The organism is Variovorax sp. LjRoot84, assembly GCF_964254305.1.
Lineage (GTDB): Bacteria > Pseudomonadota > Gammaproteobacteria > Burkholderiales > Burkholderiaceae_C > Variovorax.
Genome location: NZ_CAXUTE020000001.1, coordinates 3,010,647 through 3,024,023 on the forward strand (window position 1 = coordinate 3,010,647; position 13,377 = coordinate 3,024,023).

At 66.4% G+C, this 13,377-nt stretch carries 14 protein-coding genes; 9 read left to right on the forward strand and 5 right to left on the reverse strand.

Annotation, left to right across the window (positions count from 1 at the left end):
• Positions 1-36: 36 nt before the first annotated feature.
• Both ACSQ9I_RS15210 and ACSQ9I_RS15215 read right to left on the reverse strand, forming a co-directional pair.
• Positions 37-765 carry an alpha/beta fold hydrolase gene (locus ACSQ9I_RS15210; protein WP_436313657.1) on the reverse strand — a complete coding sequence of 243 codons (729 nt, stop codon included), beginning with the start codon at positions 763-765 and terminating at the stop codon, positions 37-39.
• 90 nt (positions 766-855) lie between these two features.
• On the reverse strand, positions 856-1,287 hold the full coding sequence (locus tag ACSQ9I_RS15215) for a MarR family winged helix-turn-helix transcriptional regulator (protein ID WP_093110101.1): 432 nt from the start codon (positions 1,285-1,287) through the stop codon (positions 856-858).
• A gap of 128 nt (positions 1,288-1,415) precedes the next feature.
• Between ACSQ9I_RS15215 and ACSQ9I_RS15220 the strand changes: the two genes are divergently transcribed.
• From ACSQ9I_RS15220 to ACSQ9I_RS15250, 7 genes are all read left to right on the forward strand, one after another.
• On the forward strand, positions 1,416-2,525 hold the full coding sequence (locus tag ACSQ9I_RS15220) for a substrate-binding domain-containing protein (protein WP_244504002.1): 1,110 nt from the start codon (positions 1,416-1,418) through the stop codon (positions 2,523-2,525).
• A gap of 122 nt (positions 2,526-2,647) precedes the next feature.
• A complete protein-coding gene (locus tag ACSQ9I_RS15225; RefSeq protein ID WP_436313658.1) occupies positions 2,648-4,165 on the forward strand; it encodes an amidase in 1,518 nt (505 codons plus the stop codon).
• Between the two features lie 46 nt (positions 4,166-4,211).
• On the forward strand, positions 4,212-5,438 hold the full coding sequence (locus tag ACSQ9I_RS15230) for an urea ABC transporter substrate-binding protein (RefSeq protein ID WP_436313659.1): 1,227 nt from the start codon (positions 4,212-4,214) through the stop codon (positions 5,436-5,438).
• Between the two features lie 5 nt (positions 5,439-5,443).
• Positions 5,444-6,310 carry an ABC transporter permease subunit gene (locus ACSQ9I_RS15235; protein WP_436290349.1) on the forward strand — a complete coding sequence of 289 codons (867 nt, stop codon included), beginning with the start codon at positions 5,444-5,446 and terminating at the stop codon, positions 6,308-6,310.
• Positions 6,307-7,350, forward strand: coding sequence for a branched-chain amino acid ABC transporter permease (locus ACSQ9I_RS15240; RefSeq protein ID WP_436313660.1), 1,044 nt, complete (start codon positions 6,307-6,309; stop codon positions 7,348-7,350). Before ACSQ9I_RS15235 ends, ACSQ9I_RS15240 begins: the two co-directional genes overlap by 4 nt.
• Complete coding sequence (locus tag ACSQ9I_RS15245) at positions 7,347-8,063, forward strand: ATP-binding cassette domain-containing protein (RefSeq protein WP_436304090.1); 717 nt, start codon at positions 7,347-7,349, stop codon at positions 8,061-8,063. Before ACSQ9I_RS15240 ends, ACSQ9I_RS15245 begins: the two co-directional genes overlap by 4 nt.
• A gap of 13 nt (positions 8,064-8,076) precedes the next feature.
• Positions 8,077-8,781, forward strand: a complete 705-nt coding sequence (locus ACSQ9I_RS15250) for an ABC transporter ATP-binding protein (protein WP_436313661.1) — start codon at positions 8,077-8,079, stop codon at positions 8,779-8,781.
• Positions 8,782-8,791: 10 nt separating this feature from the next.
• Here the strand turns inward: ACSQ9I_RS15250 and ACSQ9I_RS15255 are convergent, their stop codons facing one another.
• Positions 8,792-9,667 (reverse strand): YbgC/FadM family acyl-CoA thioesterase, encoded by an 876-nt coding sequence (locus ACSQ9I_RS15255; RefSeq protein WP_436313662.1) that lies wholly within the window; start codon positions 9,665-9,667, stop codon positions 8,792-8,794.
• 7 nt (positions 9,668-9,674) lie between these two features.
• A complete protein-coding gene (locus tag ACSQ9I_RS15260; protein ID WP_436313663.1) occupies positions 9,675-10,625 on the reverse strand; it encodes an alpha/beta hydrolase in 951 nt (316 codons plus the stop codon).
• A gap of 58 nt (positions 10,626-10,683) precedes the next feature.
• Here ACSQ9I_RS15260 and ACSQ9I_RS15265 point away from each other — a divergent pair, with 58 nt between their 5' ends.
• Complete coding sequence (locus ACSQ9I_RS15265) at positions 10,684-11,820, forward strand: iron-containing alcohol dehydrogenase (protein WP_093110092.1); 1,137 nt, start codon at positions 10,684-10,686, stop codon at positions 11,818-11,820.
• Between the two features lie 91 nt (positions 11,821-11,911).
• Entirely contained in the window at positions 11,912-12,697 is a 786-nt protein-coding gene (locus ACSQ9I_RS15270; RefSeq protein ID WP_436313664.1) for a sulfite exporter TauE/SafE family protein, read from the forward strand.
• Positions 12,698-12,828: 131 nt separating this feature from the next.
• On the opposite strand, the gene ACSQ9I_RS15275 is transcribed toward ACSQ9I_RS15270, so the two are convergent.
• The gene (locus ACSQ9I_RS15275; protein WP_436313665.1) at positions 12,829-13,377 is read right to left on the reverse strand and encodes an autotransporter domain-containing protein; all 549 of its coding nucleotides are present in this window, start codon (positions 13,375-13,377) and stop codon (positions 12,829-12,831) included.

Genomic DNA, 13,377 nt, shown 5'->3' on the forward strand with positions numbered 1-13,377 from the left:
GGGGCGGCAAGACTACCACCCCTGTCGCTCGCGCTTTCAAGCCAGTTTCAGAAGTTCCGCGGCGAGTTCATTCGGCATGTCGACCATCACGTCGTGGCTGACCGGCATCTTCAGGACACGCCAGCCGGCCGCGCCATCGACCTTGGCCGCGAAATAGCGGAACGGACTCGGATCCCAGCCATCGGCCAGGATGTAGAGCCGGCTCGCGATCGTGTCGACGGCGCCGGTGAGCAGCAGCGGCATCTCGAAGGTCGCCAGCGCCTGCGGCCGGCACAGGCGGTCGACGCGGTCACGGTTGCTCTGCGCGATGTTGAACGCTTCGGCGGGAATCGGCTGCATCAGCCCGCTGTTGCCGGACAGCGCCGTGCCGCGAAAAGCGCCCAGGAACTGCGCCGCCACTTCGGGCGCGAGTGCCTTCGACAGCAGGCCGTTGAGCGAGTCGCCGTTCTCGGGCACGAAGGCATCGAGGTAGACCAGCGAACGCACCTTGTCGCTCATGCGGTCGGCCACGCCGGTGATGACCATGCCGCCGTACGAGTGGCCGACCAGGATCACGTCCTGCAGCTCTTCCCATTCGATGCAGCCGCAGACGTCGCGGATGTGCGTCTCGAGCGTGATGTTTTCCGCCGACTGGTGGAAGCGCTCGCCGACGCCGGTGTGCGTGGGTGTGAACACCGTATGCCCGGCCGCGCGCAATGCCTGCGCCGTCTCGCGCCAACACCAGCCGCCATGCCAGGCGCCATGAACCAGAACGAAATTGGCCATGCTGAATCCTCGAAGAAAAGGAAGCCGGAATATTGGGTGGTGAACGGACCACCTGCCACGGGGTATTCCCGGCAGCGTGGTCTGCACCGCTCAGGAAGCCGAATCCTCGATGAACTGCTCCAGCAGCCGCTTGAGCTGCTGTGTCTTGCGCGGGCCCAGTGCTTCCTCGATGGCCCCATGATGAGCATCCACGCTGGCCTTGAGCCGCGCCACGGTCTCCAGGCCCAGATCGCTGATGTAGACAACGACCTTGCGGCTGTCCACACTGTCGGCGGCGCGCAGCACCAGGCCGCGGTTGACCAGCTTGTCGATGTTCTTGGTCAGCGCCGGATGGTTCAGAAGCACCGCCTGCGCCAGCTCGCCCATCGAACGCCCTTTTTCGTCCGACAGGACTTGGAGGATGCGCCAGTGCTCTTCGGTCACTTCTTCGGCGGCGATGGATTGCGCCAGGCCGATGCGCATCTGCCGGTTGGCCGAGGCCAGCAGGAATGCCAGGTAACTGGAGATGTTTTCAGTGGGCATGGTTAGTGCATCGAGTCGGAACGCAGGCGCTTATTTTAGGACCGATCTATTTCCTTGGAAAGGATCGGTGCATGCTGCGTGGCGTTTGGTCATCCGGCGCCATCTTGGTGCACCCCCTGGAGCAACTCATGGCGTCAATATCCGCAAGTCCGGGCCCGATGGGATTCGCCGCACGCCCGCGCAGGCCACCGCAGCATGATCTGCGCATCGCCCTGTGCGTCCCCTTGGGCGGAACGGTGGGCATCTGGGGGCCTTCCGCCCTGGCATCGGCGCGGCTGGCCGTCGCCGAGCTCAACCAGCGCGCCGGCATCAACGGCCAGGCCTGCCAGCTGCTGACTATCAACGCGGCGGACGATGCGCCGGACCTCGAGCGCACGCTTCTGGAGCTGGTGGAAAACGACGATGTCGATGCGCTGATCGGCATGCACACCAGCGCCGTGCGGCAACGCATCCTGGCGGCAGTCGGCGGACAGCTACCCTTCGTCTACACGCCCTTGTACGAAGGCGGGGAACACACGCCCGGGGTGTTTGCCATCGGCGAGACCACGGCGAGCCAACTGCGTCCGGCCATCGCATGGCTGGGCCGGCACCAGCGGCCAAAGCGCTGGATGTTCATCGGCAACGACTACGTGTGGCCGCATGTGTCGCATGCGATGGCCCGCGACTACGTCGCCGAGACGGGCGGCACGGTGGTGGGCGAAAGGTACCTGCCCCTGGGCACCAGCGACTACGCGGAGGTGCTGTCGCAGTTGCGCCGAAGCCGTGCGGATGCGGTGCTGCTCTCGCTGATCGGCCAGGACGCGATCGAGTTCAACCGGGCCTTCGGGCGCGAAGGGCTGGCGCGCGACATGGTGCGGCTGTCCTGCGCCATCGGCGAGAACGAACTGCTGGGAATCGGCGCCGACAACACCGACAACCTCTATGTCGCCTGCGGCTACTTCGCCACGCTCGACACCGACGACAACCTCGCATTCAAGGAGCGCTACTACGGCCATTTCGGCGAACGCGCGCCGACGCTGAACACCTTCGGCCAGTCGACCTATGAAGGGGTGCACTTCCTCGCGGAACTGCTGGGGCGCGAGGCCGCGCCCTGGACCGATTTCCGCCGTCTGGGCGATGAGCCCTTTCACTATCGCAGTGCGCGCGGCGCCGTGTACGCCGGCGGCCAGGCCTGCAAGGTGCCGATCTATCTCGCCCAGGCCGAAGGCCACCACTACAAGGTGATCGCGCGCCTTTGAATAACGTGCCACAGAGGGATTTCGATCCCTTTTTTATTTTCCAAGGCAAGCAAAATGCTTGACCAGGAAAATAAAATCTCACACACTGACTGCCGATCGACGTCTTATTCACGGAGTCCGCCATGGCAGTCAAACGCCCCACCCTCGCCCAGCTCGACCAGGTCGCCCTGGATCTCGGCATCCATCTCTCGCCCGAGCAACTGAGCACCTACAACACCCTGTTGCAAGGCAACTTCGACGCCTACGACGTAGTCGACGAGATGCCCGATTTCCTGCCGCAGGTGAGCTATGCCCGCACGCCCGGCTACCGCCCGACGGGCGAAGAAAACAAGTACGGTGCGTGGTATGTGAAGACCACCGTCAAGGGCGCCGCCAGCGGCAAGCTGCTGGGCAGGACGGTCGTGCTCAAGGACAACGTCTGCCTGGCCGGCGTGCCGATGATGAATGGCGCGTCGACCTTCGAAGGCTATGTGCCGAATGTGGACGCCACGGTCGCGACCCGGCTGCTCGACGCCGGCGCCACCATCGTCGGCAAGGCGGTCTGCGAGTACTTCTGCTTCTCCGGCGGCTCCCACACCAGCGCCACCGGCCCGGTGCACAACCCGCATCGCATGGGCTACTCGGCGGGCGGCTCCTCGTCGGGCTCGGCCGCGCTGGTGGCCGCCGGCGAGGTCGACATGGCGATCGGCGGCGACCAGGGCGGCTCGATTCGCATGCCGGCCTCGTTCTGCGGCATCTACGGCATGAAGGCCACGCACGGCCTGGTGCCCTACACCGGTGTGATGCCGATCGAACTGACGATCGACCACACCGGGCCGATGACGGCCAGCGTGAGCGACAACGCATTGATGCTCGAAGTCCTCGCCGGCCCCGACGGGCTCGACCCGCGCCAGCATGCGGGCCAGACGGCGAAGCCCTACACCGAACTGATGAAGGAAGGCGTGAAGGGCCTGAAGATCGGCATCGTCACCGAAGGTTTCGGATGGCCGCAATCCAGCGAAGCGGTCAACGACAAGGTCCGCAAGGCCGCCCAATGGTTCACCCGCCTCGGCGCCAGCGTGTCGGAAATCTCGGTGCCGATGCACAGCGTGGGTCCGGCCATCTGGCTGCCGATCGCCGCCGAAGGCGCGACGCAGCAGATGATGAAAGACAACGGCCACGGCTTCAACTGGAAGGGCCTCTACGTCACCAGCATGGTCGACCATCACGCTGGCTGGAAGGAGCGTGCCGACGAGCTGTCCGAGACGCTCAAGATCACGATGATCCTCGGCGAATACTTCATCAAGCACTATCGCGGCCACTACTACGCCAAGGCCCAGAACCTGTCGCGCCAGCTCGCGCAGGCCTACGACGCCGCCTTGGCGGACGTCGACCTGCTGCTGATGCCGACGCTGCCCATCACCTCGACGCCGATCCCGAAGCCGGGCGCGCCGATCGAGGAAGTGATCCAGCGCGCCTTCGAGGTCCTGCCCAACACCTGCGCGTTCGACATCACCGGCCACCCCGCGATGAGCCTGCCCTGCGGCCTGGTCGACGGCCTGCCGGTCGGCATGCAGCTGGTCGCGAAGCACTATGACGAAGCCACGATCTACCGCGCCGCCTATGCCTTCGAGCAGGCCGGCGACTGGAAGTCGATCTGATCCCCCTGCTTCCCACTCTTTACTCATTGCCTGGAGTTCAAGCACCATGGACCGACGTTCCTTCATCAAGGCCTCCGGCCTGACCCTGGCCGGCACCAACGGCCCCCTGCTTCCGCTGGCCGCGCTGGCCGCCGACGAGATGCTGATCGGCAGCATCCACGACCTGTCGGGCGGGCTGGACATCTACGGCAAGCCCATGGCGGACTGCCTGACGCTGGCCGTTGAGGAGCAGAACGCCGCCGGCGGCCTGCTTGGCAAGAAGCTCAAGCTGATGAGCTACGACCCGCAGTCGAACATGCAGATGTACGCGCAGTTCGCGCAGCAGGCGGCGCTGAAGGACAAGGTCGCGGTGCTGCACGGCGGCATCACCTCGGCCTCGCGCGAGGTGATCCGCCCGGTGCTGGACCGCTACCGCACCGTCTACTTCTACAACACGCAGTACGAAGGCGGCGTGTGCGACCGCAACACCTTCTGCACCGGCGTGACGCCGGCGCAGACGGTCGCCAAGCTGGTGCCCTATGCGATGTCCAAGTGGGGCAAGAAAGTCTACGTGGTCGCGGCCGACTACAACTACGGCCAGATCACCTCGCAGTGGGTGAAGAAGTTCGTGCAGGACAACGGCGGCTCGGTGGCTTCCATCGATTTCTTTCCGCTCGACGTGACCAACTTCGGCCCGACCATCTCCAAGATCGAGGCCGCCAAGCCCGACATGGTGGTGTCGGCGCTGGTGGGCGGCGCGCACATCTCGTTCTATCGCCAATGGGCCGCGGCCGGGCTGCAGAAGAAGATTCCGCTGGCCTCCACCACCTTTGCCGGCGGCAACGAGCACATCGTGCTGTCGCCGGCCGAAACCGACGGCTTCCTGGTCTCCTACAACTACTTCCAGAACCTCGACTCGCCCGACAACAAGGCCTTCAAGGAGCGCTTCTACAAGCGCTTCGGGAAGGACTACCCCAACATCACCGAGCTCGCGATGGGCACCTACCAGGGCTTCAAGCTCTGGGCCGAGGGCGTCAGGAAGGCCGGCACGCTGGACCGCAACAAGCTGCTCGACGCGCTCGAATCCGGCATCTCGATCCAGGGGCCCAGCGGCAAGGTCTCGCTCGATCCGGCCACCCACCACTGCGTGCTCAACGTGAGCATCGCCGAGGTCAAGAACAAGCAGCTGGAGATCGTCAAGACGTTCGAGCAGCAGCAGCCAAGCGACACCAGCGCGGTCTGCAACCTCGTGAAGAACCCGAAGGACAACCAGCAGTACGTGATCAAGCTCTGAGTGCCATGGATCTTGTCGCCGTCGTCGCCGTACAGGTGCTCTATGCCGTCGCCAGCCTGGTGATCGTCTCCGCCGGGCTGGCGGTCATCTTCGGGATGATGCGGGTGATCAATCTGGCCCACGGCGAATTCATGATGCTGGGGGCCTACGGCACCATCTGGTCGATCGGGCTCGGCATCAACCTCTGGATCGCGGTGCTGGTGGTGGCACCGATCGCGGTCGGGTTGATCGGCATCGTGCTGGAGCGCCTCTTCATCCGGCACCTGTACGGCCGCATGGTCGACACGATGCTGGCCACCTGGGGCCTGTCGCTGCTGCTGGTGGGCATCGTCACCTCGATCGCCGGCAACACCACGGCGGGAGTGTCGGCGCCGCTCGGCAGCTTCATGATCGGCAGCTACTCGGTGAGCGGCTACACGCTGGTGATCATCGCGGTGGCCGCGGTGCTGGCGGCGGCGCTGCGCTGGGTGCTCACGCGCACCCAGCTCGGCCTGATCGCGCGCGGCACCATGCAGAACCCCGCCATGGCCGATGCGCTGGGCATCAGCCCGAGCAAGGTCTACTCGGTGACCTTCGCGGTGGGCGCGGCGCTGTCCGGCCTGGCCGGCGGACTGATGGCGCCGCTGACCGGCGTGGTACCGACCATGGGCGCGGCCTTTGTCGCCAAGGCCTTCATCACCGTGATCGGCGGCGGCCCGGCCATCTTGGCCGGCCTCGTGAGCGCCTCCACGCTGTTCGGCTTCATCAACCAGGTCAGCACCTTCCTCGCCACGCCGGTCATCGGCGAAGTGGCTTTGCTGCTGGCCGCCATCGTCATGCTGCGCCTGCTGCCGCAGGGCATCACCGGACGCTTCTTCAAGGGATCGCTGTGAGCCAGAAATTCGCTCAATCGTGGGTGAGCGCGGCAGCCTGCCTGCTGATCGGCATCGCGCTGCTGTTCGGGCTGCCCGGCGTGCTGGACGACTTCATGCTGCTGCAGGTCACGATCTACGTCGTGATGTCGATCCTCGGCGTGAGCCTGGGCTTCATCTGGGGCTTCGGCGGCATCCTTTGCTTCGGGCAGGCGGCCTTCTTCGGCCTGGGCGCATACGTCTATGCGATCGCGGTCATCAACATGGGCGACAGCAGCGTGCCCTTTCTGCTGGCCATCGTGCTGCCGGCGCTGTTCGCCGCGCTGCTGGGCTACGTGATCTTCTACGGCAGGCTGTCCGACGTCTACATGGGCGTGATCACGCTGACCGTGACGCTGATCCTGTTCAACCTGATCAACTCCACCGCAGGGCCGGAATGGAAGATCGGCAGCGCGCCGCTCGGCGGCTTCAACGGCATCCCGGCGATCCCGCCGCTCAACGCGCCGGGCAACCTCGACGAAGTCATCACGCCGCGCGGCATGTTCAACCTGTCGATGGCGGCGCTGCTGGTGGTCTACCTCGGCCTGCGCGTGCTGATCAGTTCCAAGATCGGCCGCGTGATCATCGCCAGCAAGGAGAACGAGCAGCGCGTGCTGCTGCTGGGCTACGACGCCCGCGCCTACAAGCTCTTCGCCTTCACGCTGGGCGGCGCCATCGCCGGGCTGGCGGGCTGCCTGTTCGCCAACTGGGGCGCGTTCACCAGCCCGACGATCTTCGGCCTCGCGCAGTCGGCGCAGATCATCATCTGGGTCATCGTCGGCGGCCTCGGCACGCTGATCGGCCCGGTGGTCGGCTGCGTCGCGATCCAGTGGCTGACCACGCAGATCGGCACGCAGCAGACCTTCAACGCCAACCTGGTGCTCGGCGCCATCCTGATGGTGTTCGTCCTGATGGTGCCCAAGGGCATCGTGCCTAGCCTCGGCCTGGTCATCGACTGGCTGCTGCAGCGCCGCCCGCACCGCGAAGAAGCGCTGCCGCAGGCACAGGAAGCCCGCACGTGACCCCGCTGATCGAAACCCGCAACCTGAACGTGCGCTTCGGCGGCGTGCATGCCACGCGTGATGTGAACTTCACGCTGGCGGAGACCGAGCTGCGCTGCGTGATCGGCCCCAACGGCGCCGGCAAGAGCACCTTCTTCAAGCTGCTGACCGGGCAGGTCAAACCCAGCTCGGGGCAGATCTTCTTCCGCGGACAGGACATCTCCAGGATGCGCGCCCACGACCCGGGCCGCCTGGGCATCGGCATCAAGACCCAGGTGCCCAGCCTGTTCAACGGCCTGAGCGTGTGGGAGAACATCTGGCTCTCGGCGCGCCGCGTCAACAGCGCGCGGCAGGCCGAGCGCGTGACCCGCGAGACGCTGGAGCGCGTCGGCATGACGGCCTACAAGGACGCCCTGGCCGGCGTGCTCGCGCACGGCCTGCGGCAGTGGGTCGAGATCGGCGTGGTAATCGCCGCCGACCCGCCGTTGATCCTGCTCGACGAACCGGCCGCCGGCATGAGCGACGGCGAAGTGGCGCGCACGGCCGAACTCATCCTCGAGATCAACCAGCGCCACGCGCTCGTGGTGGTGGAACACGACATGAACTTCATCCGCATGATCGCGAAGAAGGTGACCGTGCTGCACCAAGGCGCGATCATCAAGGAAGACTCGCCGGACCGCATCATGAGTGACCCGCTGATCCAGCAGATCTACCTCGGCAAGAAACCGCACTAGGACCTGTTTGCCCATGCTAAAGACCCGCGGTCTCTGCGCCGGTTACGGCGCAATTCCCGTGCTGCACGACATCACGCTGTCCATCGCAGCCGGCGAGTCGATCGGCATCCTCGGCCACAACGGCATGGGCAAGACCACGCTGCTGCGCACGTTGATCGGCGCGCTTCACGCCACGGCGGGCGCGGTCGAATTCACCGGCGAGGACGTGACCCGCATGGCGCCCAACGTCCGGGCGCGCCTCGGCATGGCCTACGTGCCGCAGGGCCGCCAGATCTTCCCGACGCTGAGCGCGATGGACAACCTGCGCATGGGCCTGGTCAAGACCGGCGAGAAGTCGCTCGCGCATGTGGAATCCCTGCTCGAACACTTCCCGCGCCTGAAGCCGCTGCTCGACCGGCCGGGCGGCTCGCTCTCCGGCGGCGAGCAGCAGCTGCTGGCACTGGCGCGCGCGCTGGCCGGCAAGCCCAACCTGCTGCTGCTGGACGAGCCGACCGAAGGCATCCAGCCGTCCATCATCGAAGAGATCGCCGAGACGCTGGCTTCGCTGCGCAAGCGCATGAAGCTCACCATCGTGCTGGTGGAGCAAAACCTGGACTTCATCGCCGCGGTCTCGCAGCGCGTGCTGGTCATCAAGCGCGGCCAGATCGGCGGCGAGATTCCGCGCGAGCACCTGGGCGACCTGGAGATCATGAGCCAGTACGCCGGCGTACACGGCTGAGAAGCTTTTTTTAGAGCTTGCGTCGCATCTCGATGTGCGCGATGCCCGCTTCCTCGAAGGGGTCGCCGTGCGGCAGATAGCCGAGCCGCGTGTAGAAGGCTTCGGCGCTGCGTTGCGCGTGCAGCGCCACCTCGCGGTCGCCGCGCGCCTTGGCAGCTTCTTCGAGCGCGCGCAGTACGGCGGCGCCATGGCCGCCGCTGCGCACGGTGCGGTGCACGGCCATCCGGCCGATGCGGCTCAGGCCATCGGCGTCTGCGATCAACCGCCCGGTCGCGATCACCTGGCCGATGCGGTTGCGCGCCACCGCATGCACGGCGGTCTCGTCGTGCTCGTCCCACTCGAGTTCCTTGGGGATGCGCTGCTCCTCGATGAAGACGCTGCGACGTACTGCGCCGGCGCCCTCGCCCAGCTGCGCCCAGCTGCCGGTCACGACCTCGCGCATCGTCTCGCCGGCCTCGTAGGCGGTGAAGATCTCGCGCAGCAGCGGCGGCACCGGCTTGGAGGTCTGCGTGGCCGGATCGGCGAACACGTAGACCAGCTCGCAGCTCACCAGCAGCTCGTCGCCGCGGAACAGCCCCCCGTGGAACACGATCGACGAATTGCCCACGCGCACGCACTTCATCGCGACCTCGAGCATGTCGTCCGCGCGTGCGGAGGCGTTGAATTCGATGGTGGCCTTGCGCACGTAGAGGTCGCCGCCGAGCGCATTCATCGCCTCCTCGTAGGGCAGCGCCAGCGCGCGCCAGTAGTCGGCGATGGCGGTGTCGAAGTACATCAGGTAGTGGGCGTTGAAGACGATCTTCTGCATGTCGACTTCGGCCCAGCGCACGCGCAGGCGGTGGAAAAAGCGGAAGTCGGTCTTCTTGTGCTGGGTCTCGGTGCTCATGGGGTGCTCATGGTTGCAATGCTTCCTTCAATGCGCGGGCCGCGTCGGCGTGCGCCTGCAGCGCCTCGGGGATGGCGCGGCCCATTTTGACGAATTCGTGGATCACGCCGCGGTAGATCTCCAGATCGACCGCCACGCCCGCCGCGCGCAGCTTGTCGGCATAGGCGATGCCCTCGTCGACCACGGGGTCGCATTCGGCCAGGCCGATCCAGGCCGGTGCGACGCCGTCCACGTCCTCGGCGTTGAGCGGCGCGAAGCGCCAGTCCTCGCGCTCGGCCTGGGTGTTCAGGTACTGGGCGAAGAACCAGGTGATGAGCGGCTCGTCGAGCAGCGGGCCGGCCGCGAAGCGCCGGTGCGAAGCCGTGTCCTGGTGTGAAGTCGTGCCCGGATAGAAGAGCATCTGCAAGGCGAGCGGCAAGCCGGCGTCGCGCGCAAGGATGGCGCACACCGCGGCCAGCGTGCCGCCGGCGCTGTCGCCGCCGACCGCGATGCGCGTGCCGTCGAGGCCCAGTTCGCCAGCCTGCTTCGCGACGAACTGCAGCGCGTCCCATACGTCGTTCGACGCCGTCGGGAACTTGTGCGCGGGCGCCAGCCGGTAGTCGAGCGAGATCACCGCGCAGCCGCTCTTCTGGCTCAGCACGCGGCACAGCGTGTCGTGGGTCGCGACGCTGCCGACCGTGAAGCCGCCGCCGTGGAAGAACAGCAGCACCGGCAGCACGGCGCGCGAGGGCGCATAGAGCCGCGCCGGCAGCGCATGGCCGTCGCGCGCGGGCAGCGTGAAGTCTTCGATGCGTTCGAGTTGCGGCTTCGGCACCTCGAGCACGCCGGCGCTCTTCTCGTAGGCAGCCCGGGCCTCCACGGGCGTCAGGGTGTAGAACGGCGCTTGATGGGCACGCGCCATCCGGTCGACCACGCCGGCCATCTTGGGAGTCAGCGTTGGCGCAAGGGTTTGGCTCATGGGCAAGAGAGGCGGCAGTTGTTAAATTGGAAGGCCCGCATCGTACCGTTCACACCCCATGGCCCTCATCCAGTACCTCACCCAGATCCAGTTCGAATTCGGCGCCGTCAAGCTGCTGGGCAGCGAGTGCGCGCGCGTCGGCATCACGCGGCCGCTGGTCGTCACCGACGCCGGCGTGCGCGCGGCCGGCGTGCTGCAGAAAGCGCTCGATGCGCTCGGCGAGCTGCCGGTCACGGTGTTCGACCAGACCCCGTCCAACCCCACCGAGGCCGCCGTGCGCGCCGCTGCCGCGATGTACCGCGAAGGGCGCTGCGACGGCTTGATCGCCGTCGGCGGCGGCTCGGCCATCGATTGCGCCAAGGGCGTCGCGATCGCGGCCACGCACGAGGGGCCGCTCAAGACCTACGCCACCGTCGAAGGCGGCTCGCCGAAGATCACCGAGCGCGTGGCGCCGATCATCGCGGTTCCCACCACCAGCGGCACCGGCAGCGAGGTGGCGCGTGGCGCGATCGTGATCGTGGACGACCATCGCAAGCTCGGCTTCCACAGCTGGTCGCTGATGCCCAAGGCCGCGATCTGCGATCCCGAGCTCACGCTGGGCCTGCCGCCGCGGCTCACCGCCGCCACCGGCATGGACGCCATCGCGCACTGCATGGAGACCTTCATGTCGGCCGCCTTCAATCCGCCGGCCGACGGCATCGGCCTTGACGGGCTGCAGCGCGCCTGGGCCTACATCGAGCGCGCCACCAAGGACGGCAGCGACCGCGAGGCGCGCCTCAACATGATGAGCGCGTCGATGCAGGGCGCGCTGGCCTTCCAGAAGGGACTGGGCTGCGTGCATTCGCTGAGCCACAGCCTGGGCGGCATCGACCCGCGCCTGCACCATGGCACGCTCAACGCCCTCTTCCTGCCGGCCGTGATCCATTTCAACGCGGGTGCGGAATCGGTGCAGAAGGACCAGCGCCTGCAACGCATGGCGCAGGCCATGCACCTCGACTCGGCCGGCGATCTCGGCACGGCCATCCGCGACATGAACGCGCGGCTCGGCCTGCCCAAGGGCCTGGCCGAGGTCGGTGTCACCCCTGCCATCTTCGAGCAGGTGATCGACGGCGCGCTGGCCGACCACTGCCACAAGACCAACCCGCGCGTCGCGACGCGGGAGGACTACCGCGAGATGCTCGAAGCCTCGATGTAGGGGGCCCGGACCAGCCAGCGGCCAAGGCGATGACGCGTTACGCCCCGATCTCGTAAAGGTGTAGTGCGCCCAAAAATAGGGAGGGCGACAAGTGGATGTGTGGACACTGTATGTGCTGCTCGGCATAGGAGCCGGGTTGCTGTCGGGAATGCTCGGGGTCGGGGGCGGTCAAGTGGTGGTGCCCGGGCTTCTTTACATCTTTCACCACAAGGGCCTCGCTCCCGCCGTCGCGGTCCATATGGCGTTGGGCACCTCGCTCGCCACGATCGTCATCACCTCAATCTCATCTGCGATTTCCCATCACCGCCGTGGGTCGGTCAGCTGGGATCTGGTTCGCAGGCTCGCGCCCGGCATCGTGATCGGCGCGGTGATCGGCGGGCTCATGTCGGGACTGTTCCCGGCGCGGGTCTTGCGGATCTCGTTCGGCGTCTTCTTGTTGATCCTCGCGGTGCAGATGGCTTTTTCACTGCGGCCTTCACCCCAGCGAGTGCTACCCGGTGTGCTAGGAACCACGACCACCGCAAGCTTGATCGGCTGGACATCGGCCATCGTCGGGGTCGGCGGTGGCAGCATGGTCGTGCCCTTTCTCGCCTGGTGCAACGTGAACATGAAGTCCGCTGTTGGCACAGCGTCCGCCTGCGGCGCTCCGCTGGCCCTGGCCGGGATGATCGGCTTCGTGGTCGCGGGCTGGGGGCAAGCCGATCTTCCTGCTCATAGCGTCGGCTACATCTATTGGCCGGCATGGCTGGGCATATCGATCTGCAGCCTTGCCTTCACGCCGCTGGGAGCGTTGATGTCGCACAGACTCCCGGTAGACACGCTCAAACGCGTTTTCTCGGTGTTCCTCGCGATCGCCGGCATACGCATCTTGCTTTAGCGTTTTGTGCACAGGGAGTAAGAACAATGAATTTCGATACGACGTCTGCCTTCTTGGCCGCAGTGCGTGCCGTTGGAGCGACAGATGCCGGATATGCGCATGCGGACCGTCGCAGGAGGTGCATCAGAAGTTCAGATGCTCAAAGCCTCGATGTAGGGGGCGTCGGCTTCTGCGCTACCAGCGCAGCTTGATGCCGAGGGAGGCCTGCACGGAGGACTTGACGGTGGCGTCGCCACCGATGTTCCACAGGTGGCCGATCTCGCGTACAGGCTGGTGGCCGGCGTCAGCGCCAGCGTCGCTCCTGCGGCCGCTTCGGCCGCGCTGTAGCCGGCCGCGCTTGCAATCGCCGTCGTGCCCGCCGGGCCGATGAAGCCGACCACGTCGTCGCCGAAGCTCGCCCGGTACATGTTCAGTCGCGCGTAGGGCTGCTGCCGTCCGGCGCCGGTCGCGATGTCACCCTTGACGCGCACGCCCACGCGGGCGATCCAGCCGCCCGCTGCATCGTGGCGCACCTGCGCACCACTGAGCGTCGTGTCGTCCGGGCGCAGGCGTTGATAGATCAGCTGCGCCTGCGGCTCGATGCTGCAGCGCTCGTTGAGCGCGAAGGGCTTGCCCGTTTCGATCGAGGCGGCGAAGCTGCTGGCCCTGCCCGAGATGCTCGGGTTGATGTCCGGGCGCAC

Bases quoted from the DNA above. Each gene is read 5' to 3' on its own strand.
- ACSQ9I_RS15210 (WP_436313657.1), bottom strand. From the start codon at position 765: ATGGCCAATTTCGTTCTGGTTCATGGCGCCTGGCATGGCGGCTGGTGT.
- ACSQ9I_RS15215 (WP_093110101.1), bottom strand. From the start codon at position 1,287: ATGCCCACTGAAAACATCTCCAGTTACCTGGCATTCCTGCTGGCCTCG.
- ACSQ9I_RS15220 (WP_244504002.1), top strand. From the start codon at position 1,416: ATGGCGTCAATATCCGCAAGTCCGGGCCCGATGGGATTCGCCGCACGC.
- ACSQ9I_RS15225 (WP_436313658.1), top strand. From the start codon at position 2,648: ATGGCAGTCAAACGCCCCACCCTCGCCCAGCTCGACCAGGTCGCCCTG.
- ACSQ9I_RS15230 (WP_436313659.1), top strand. From the start codon at position 4,212: ATGGACCGACGTTCCTTCATCAAGGCCTCCGGCCTGACCCTGGCCGGC.
- ACSQ9I_RS15235 (WP_436290349.1), top strand. From the start codon at position 5,444: ATGGATCTTGTCGCCGTCGTCGCCGTACAGGTGCTCTATGCCGTCGCC.
- ACSQ9I_RS15250 (WP_436313661.1), top strand. From the start codon at position 8,077: ATGCTAAAGACCCGCGGTCTCTGCGCCGGTTACGGCGCAATTCCCGTG.
- ACSQ9I_RS15255 (WP_436313662.1), bottom strand. From the start codon at position 9,667: ATGAGCACCGAGACCCAGCACAAGAAGACCGACTTCCGCTTTTTCCAC.
- ACSQ9I_RS15260 (WP_436313663.1), bottom strand. From the start codon at position 10,625: ATGAGCCAAACCCTTGCGCCAACGCTGACTCCCAAGATGGCCGGCGTG.
- ACSQ9I_RS15265 (WP_093110092.1), top strand. From the start codon at position 10,684: ATGGCCCTCATCCAGTACCTCACCCAGATCCAGTTCGAATTCGGCGCC.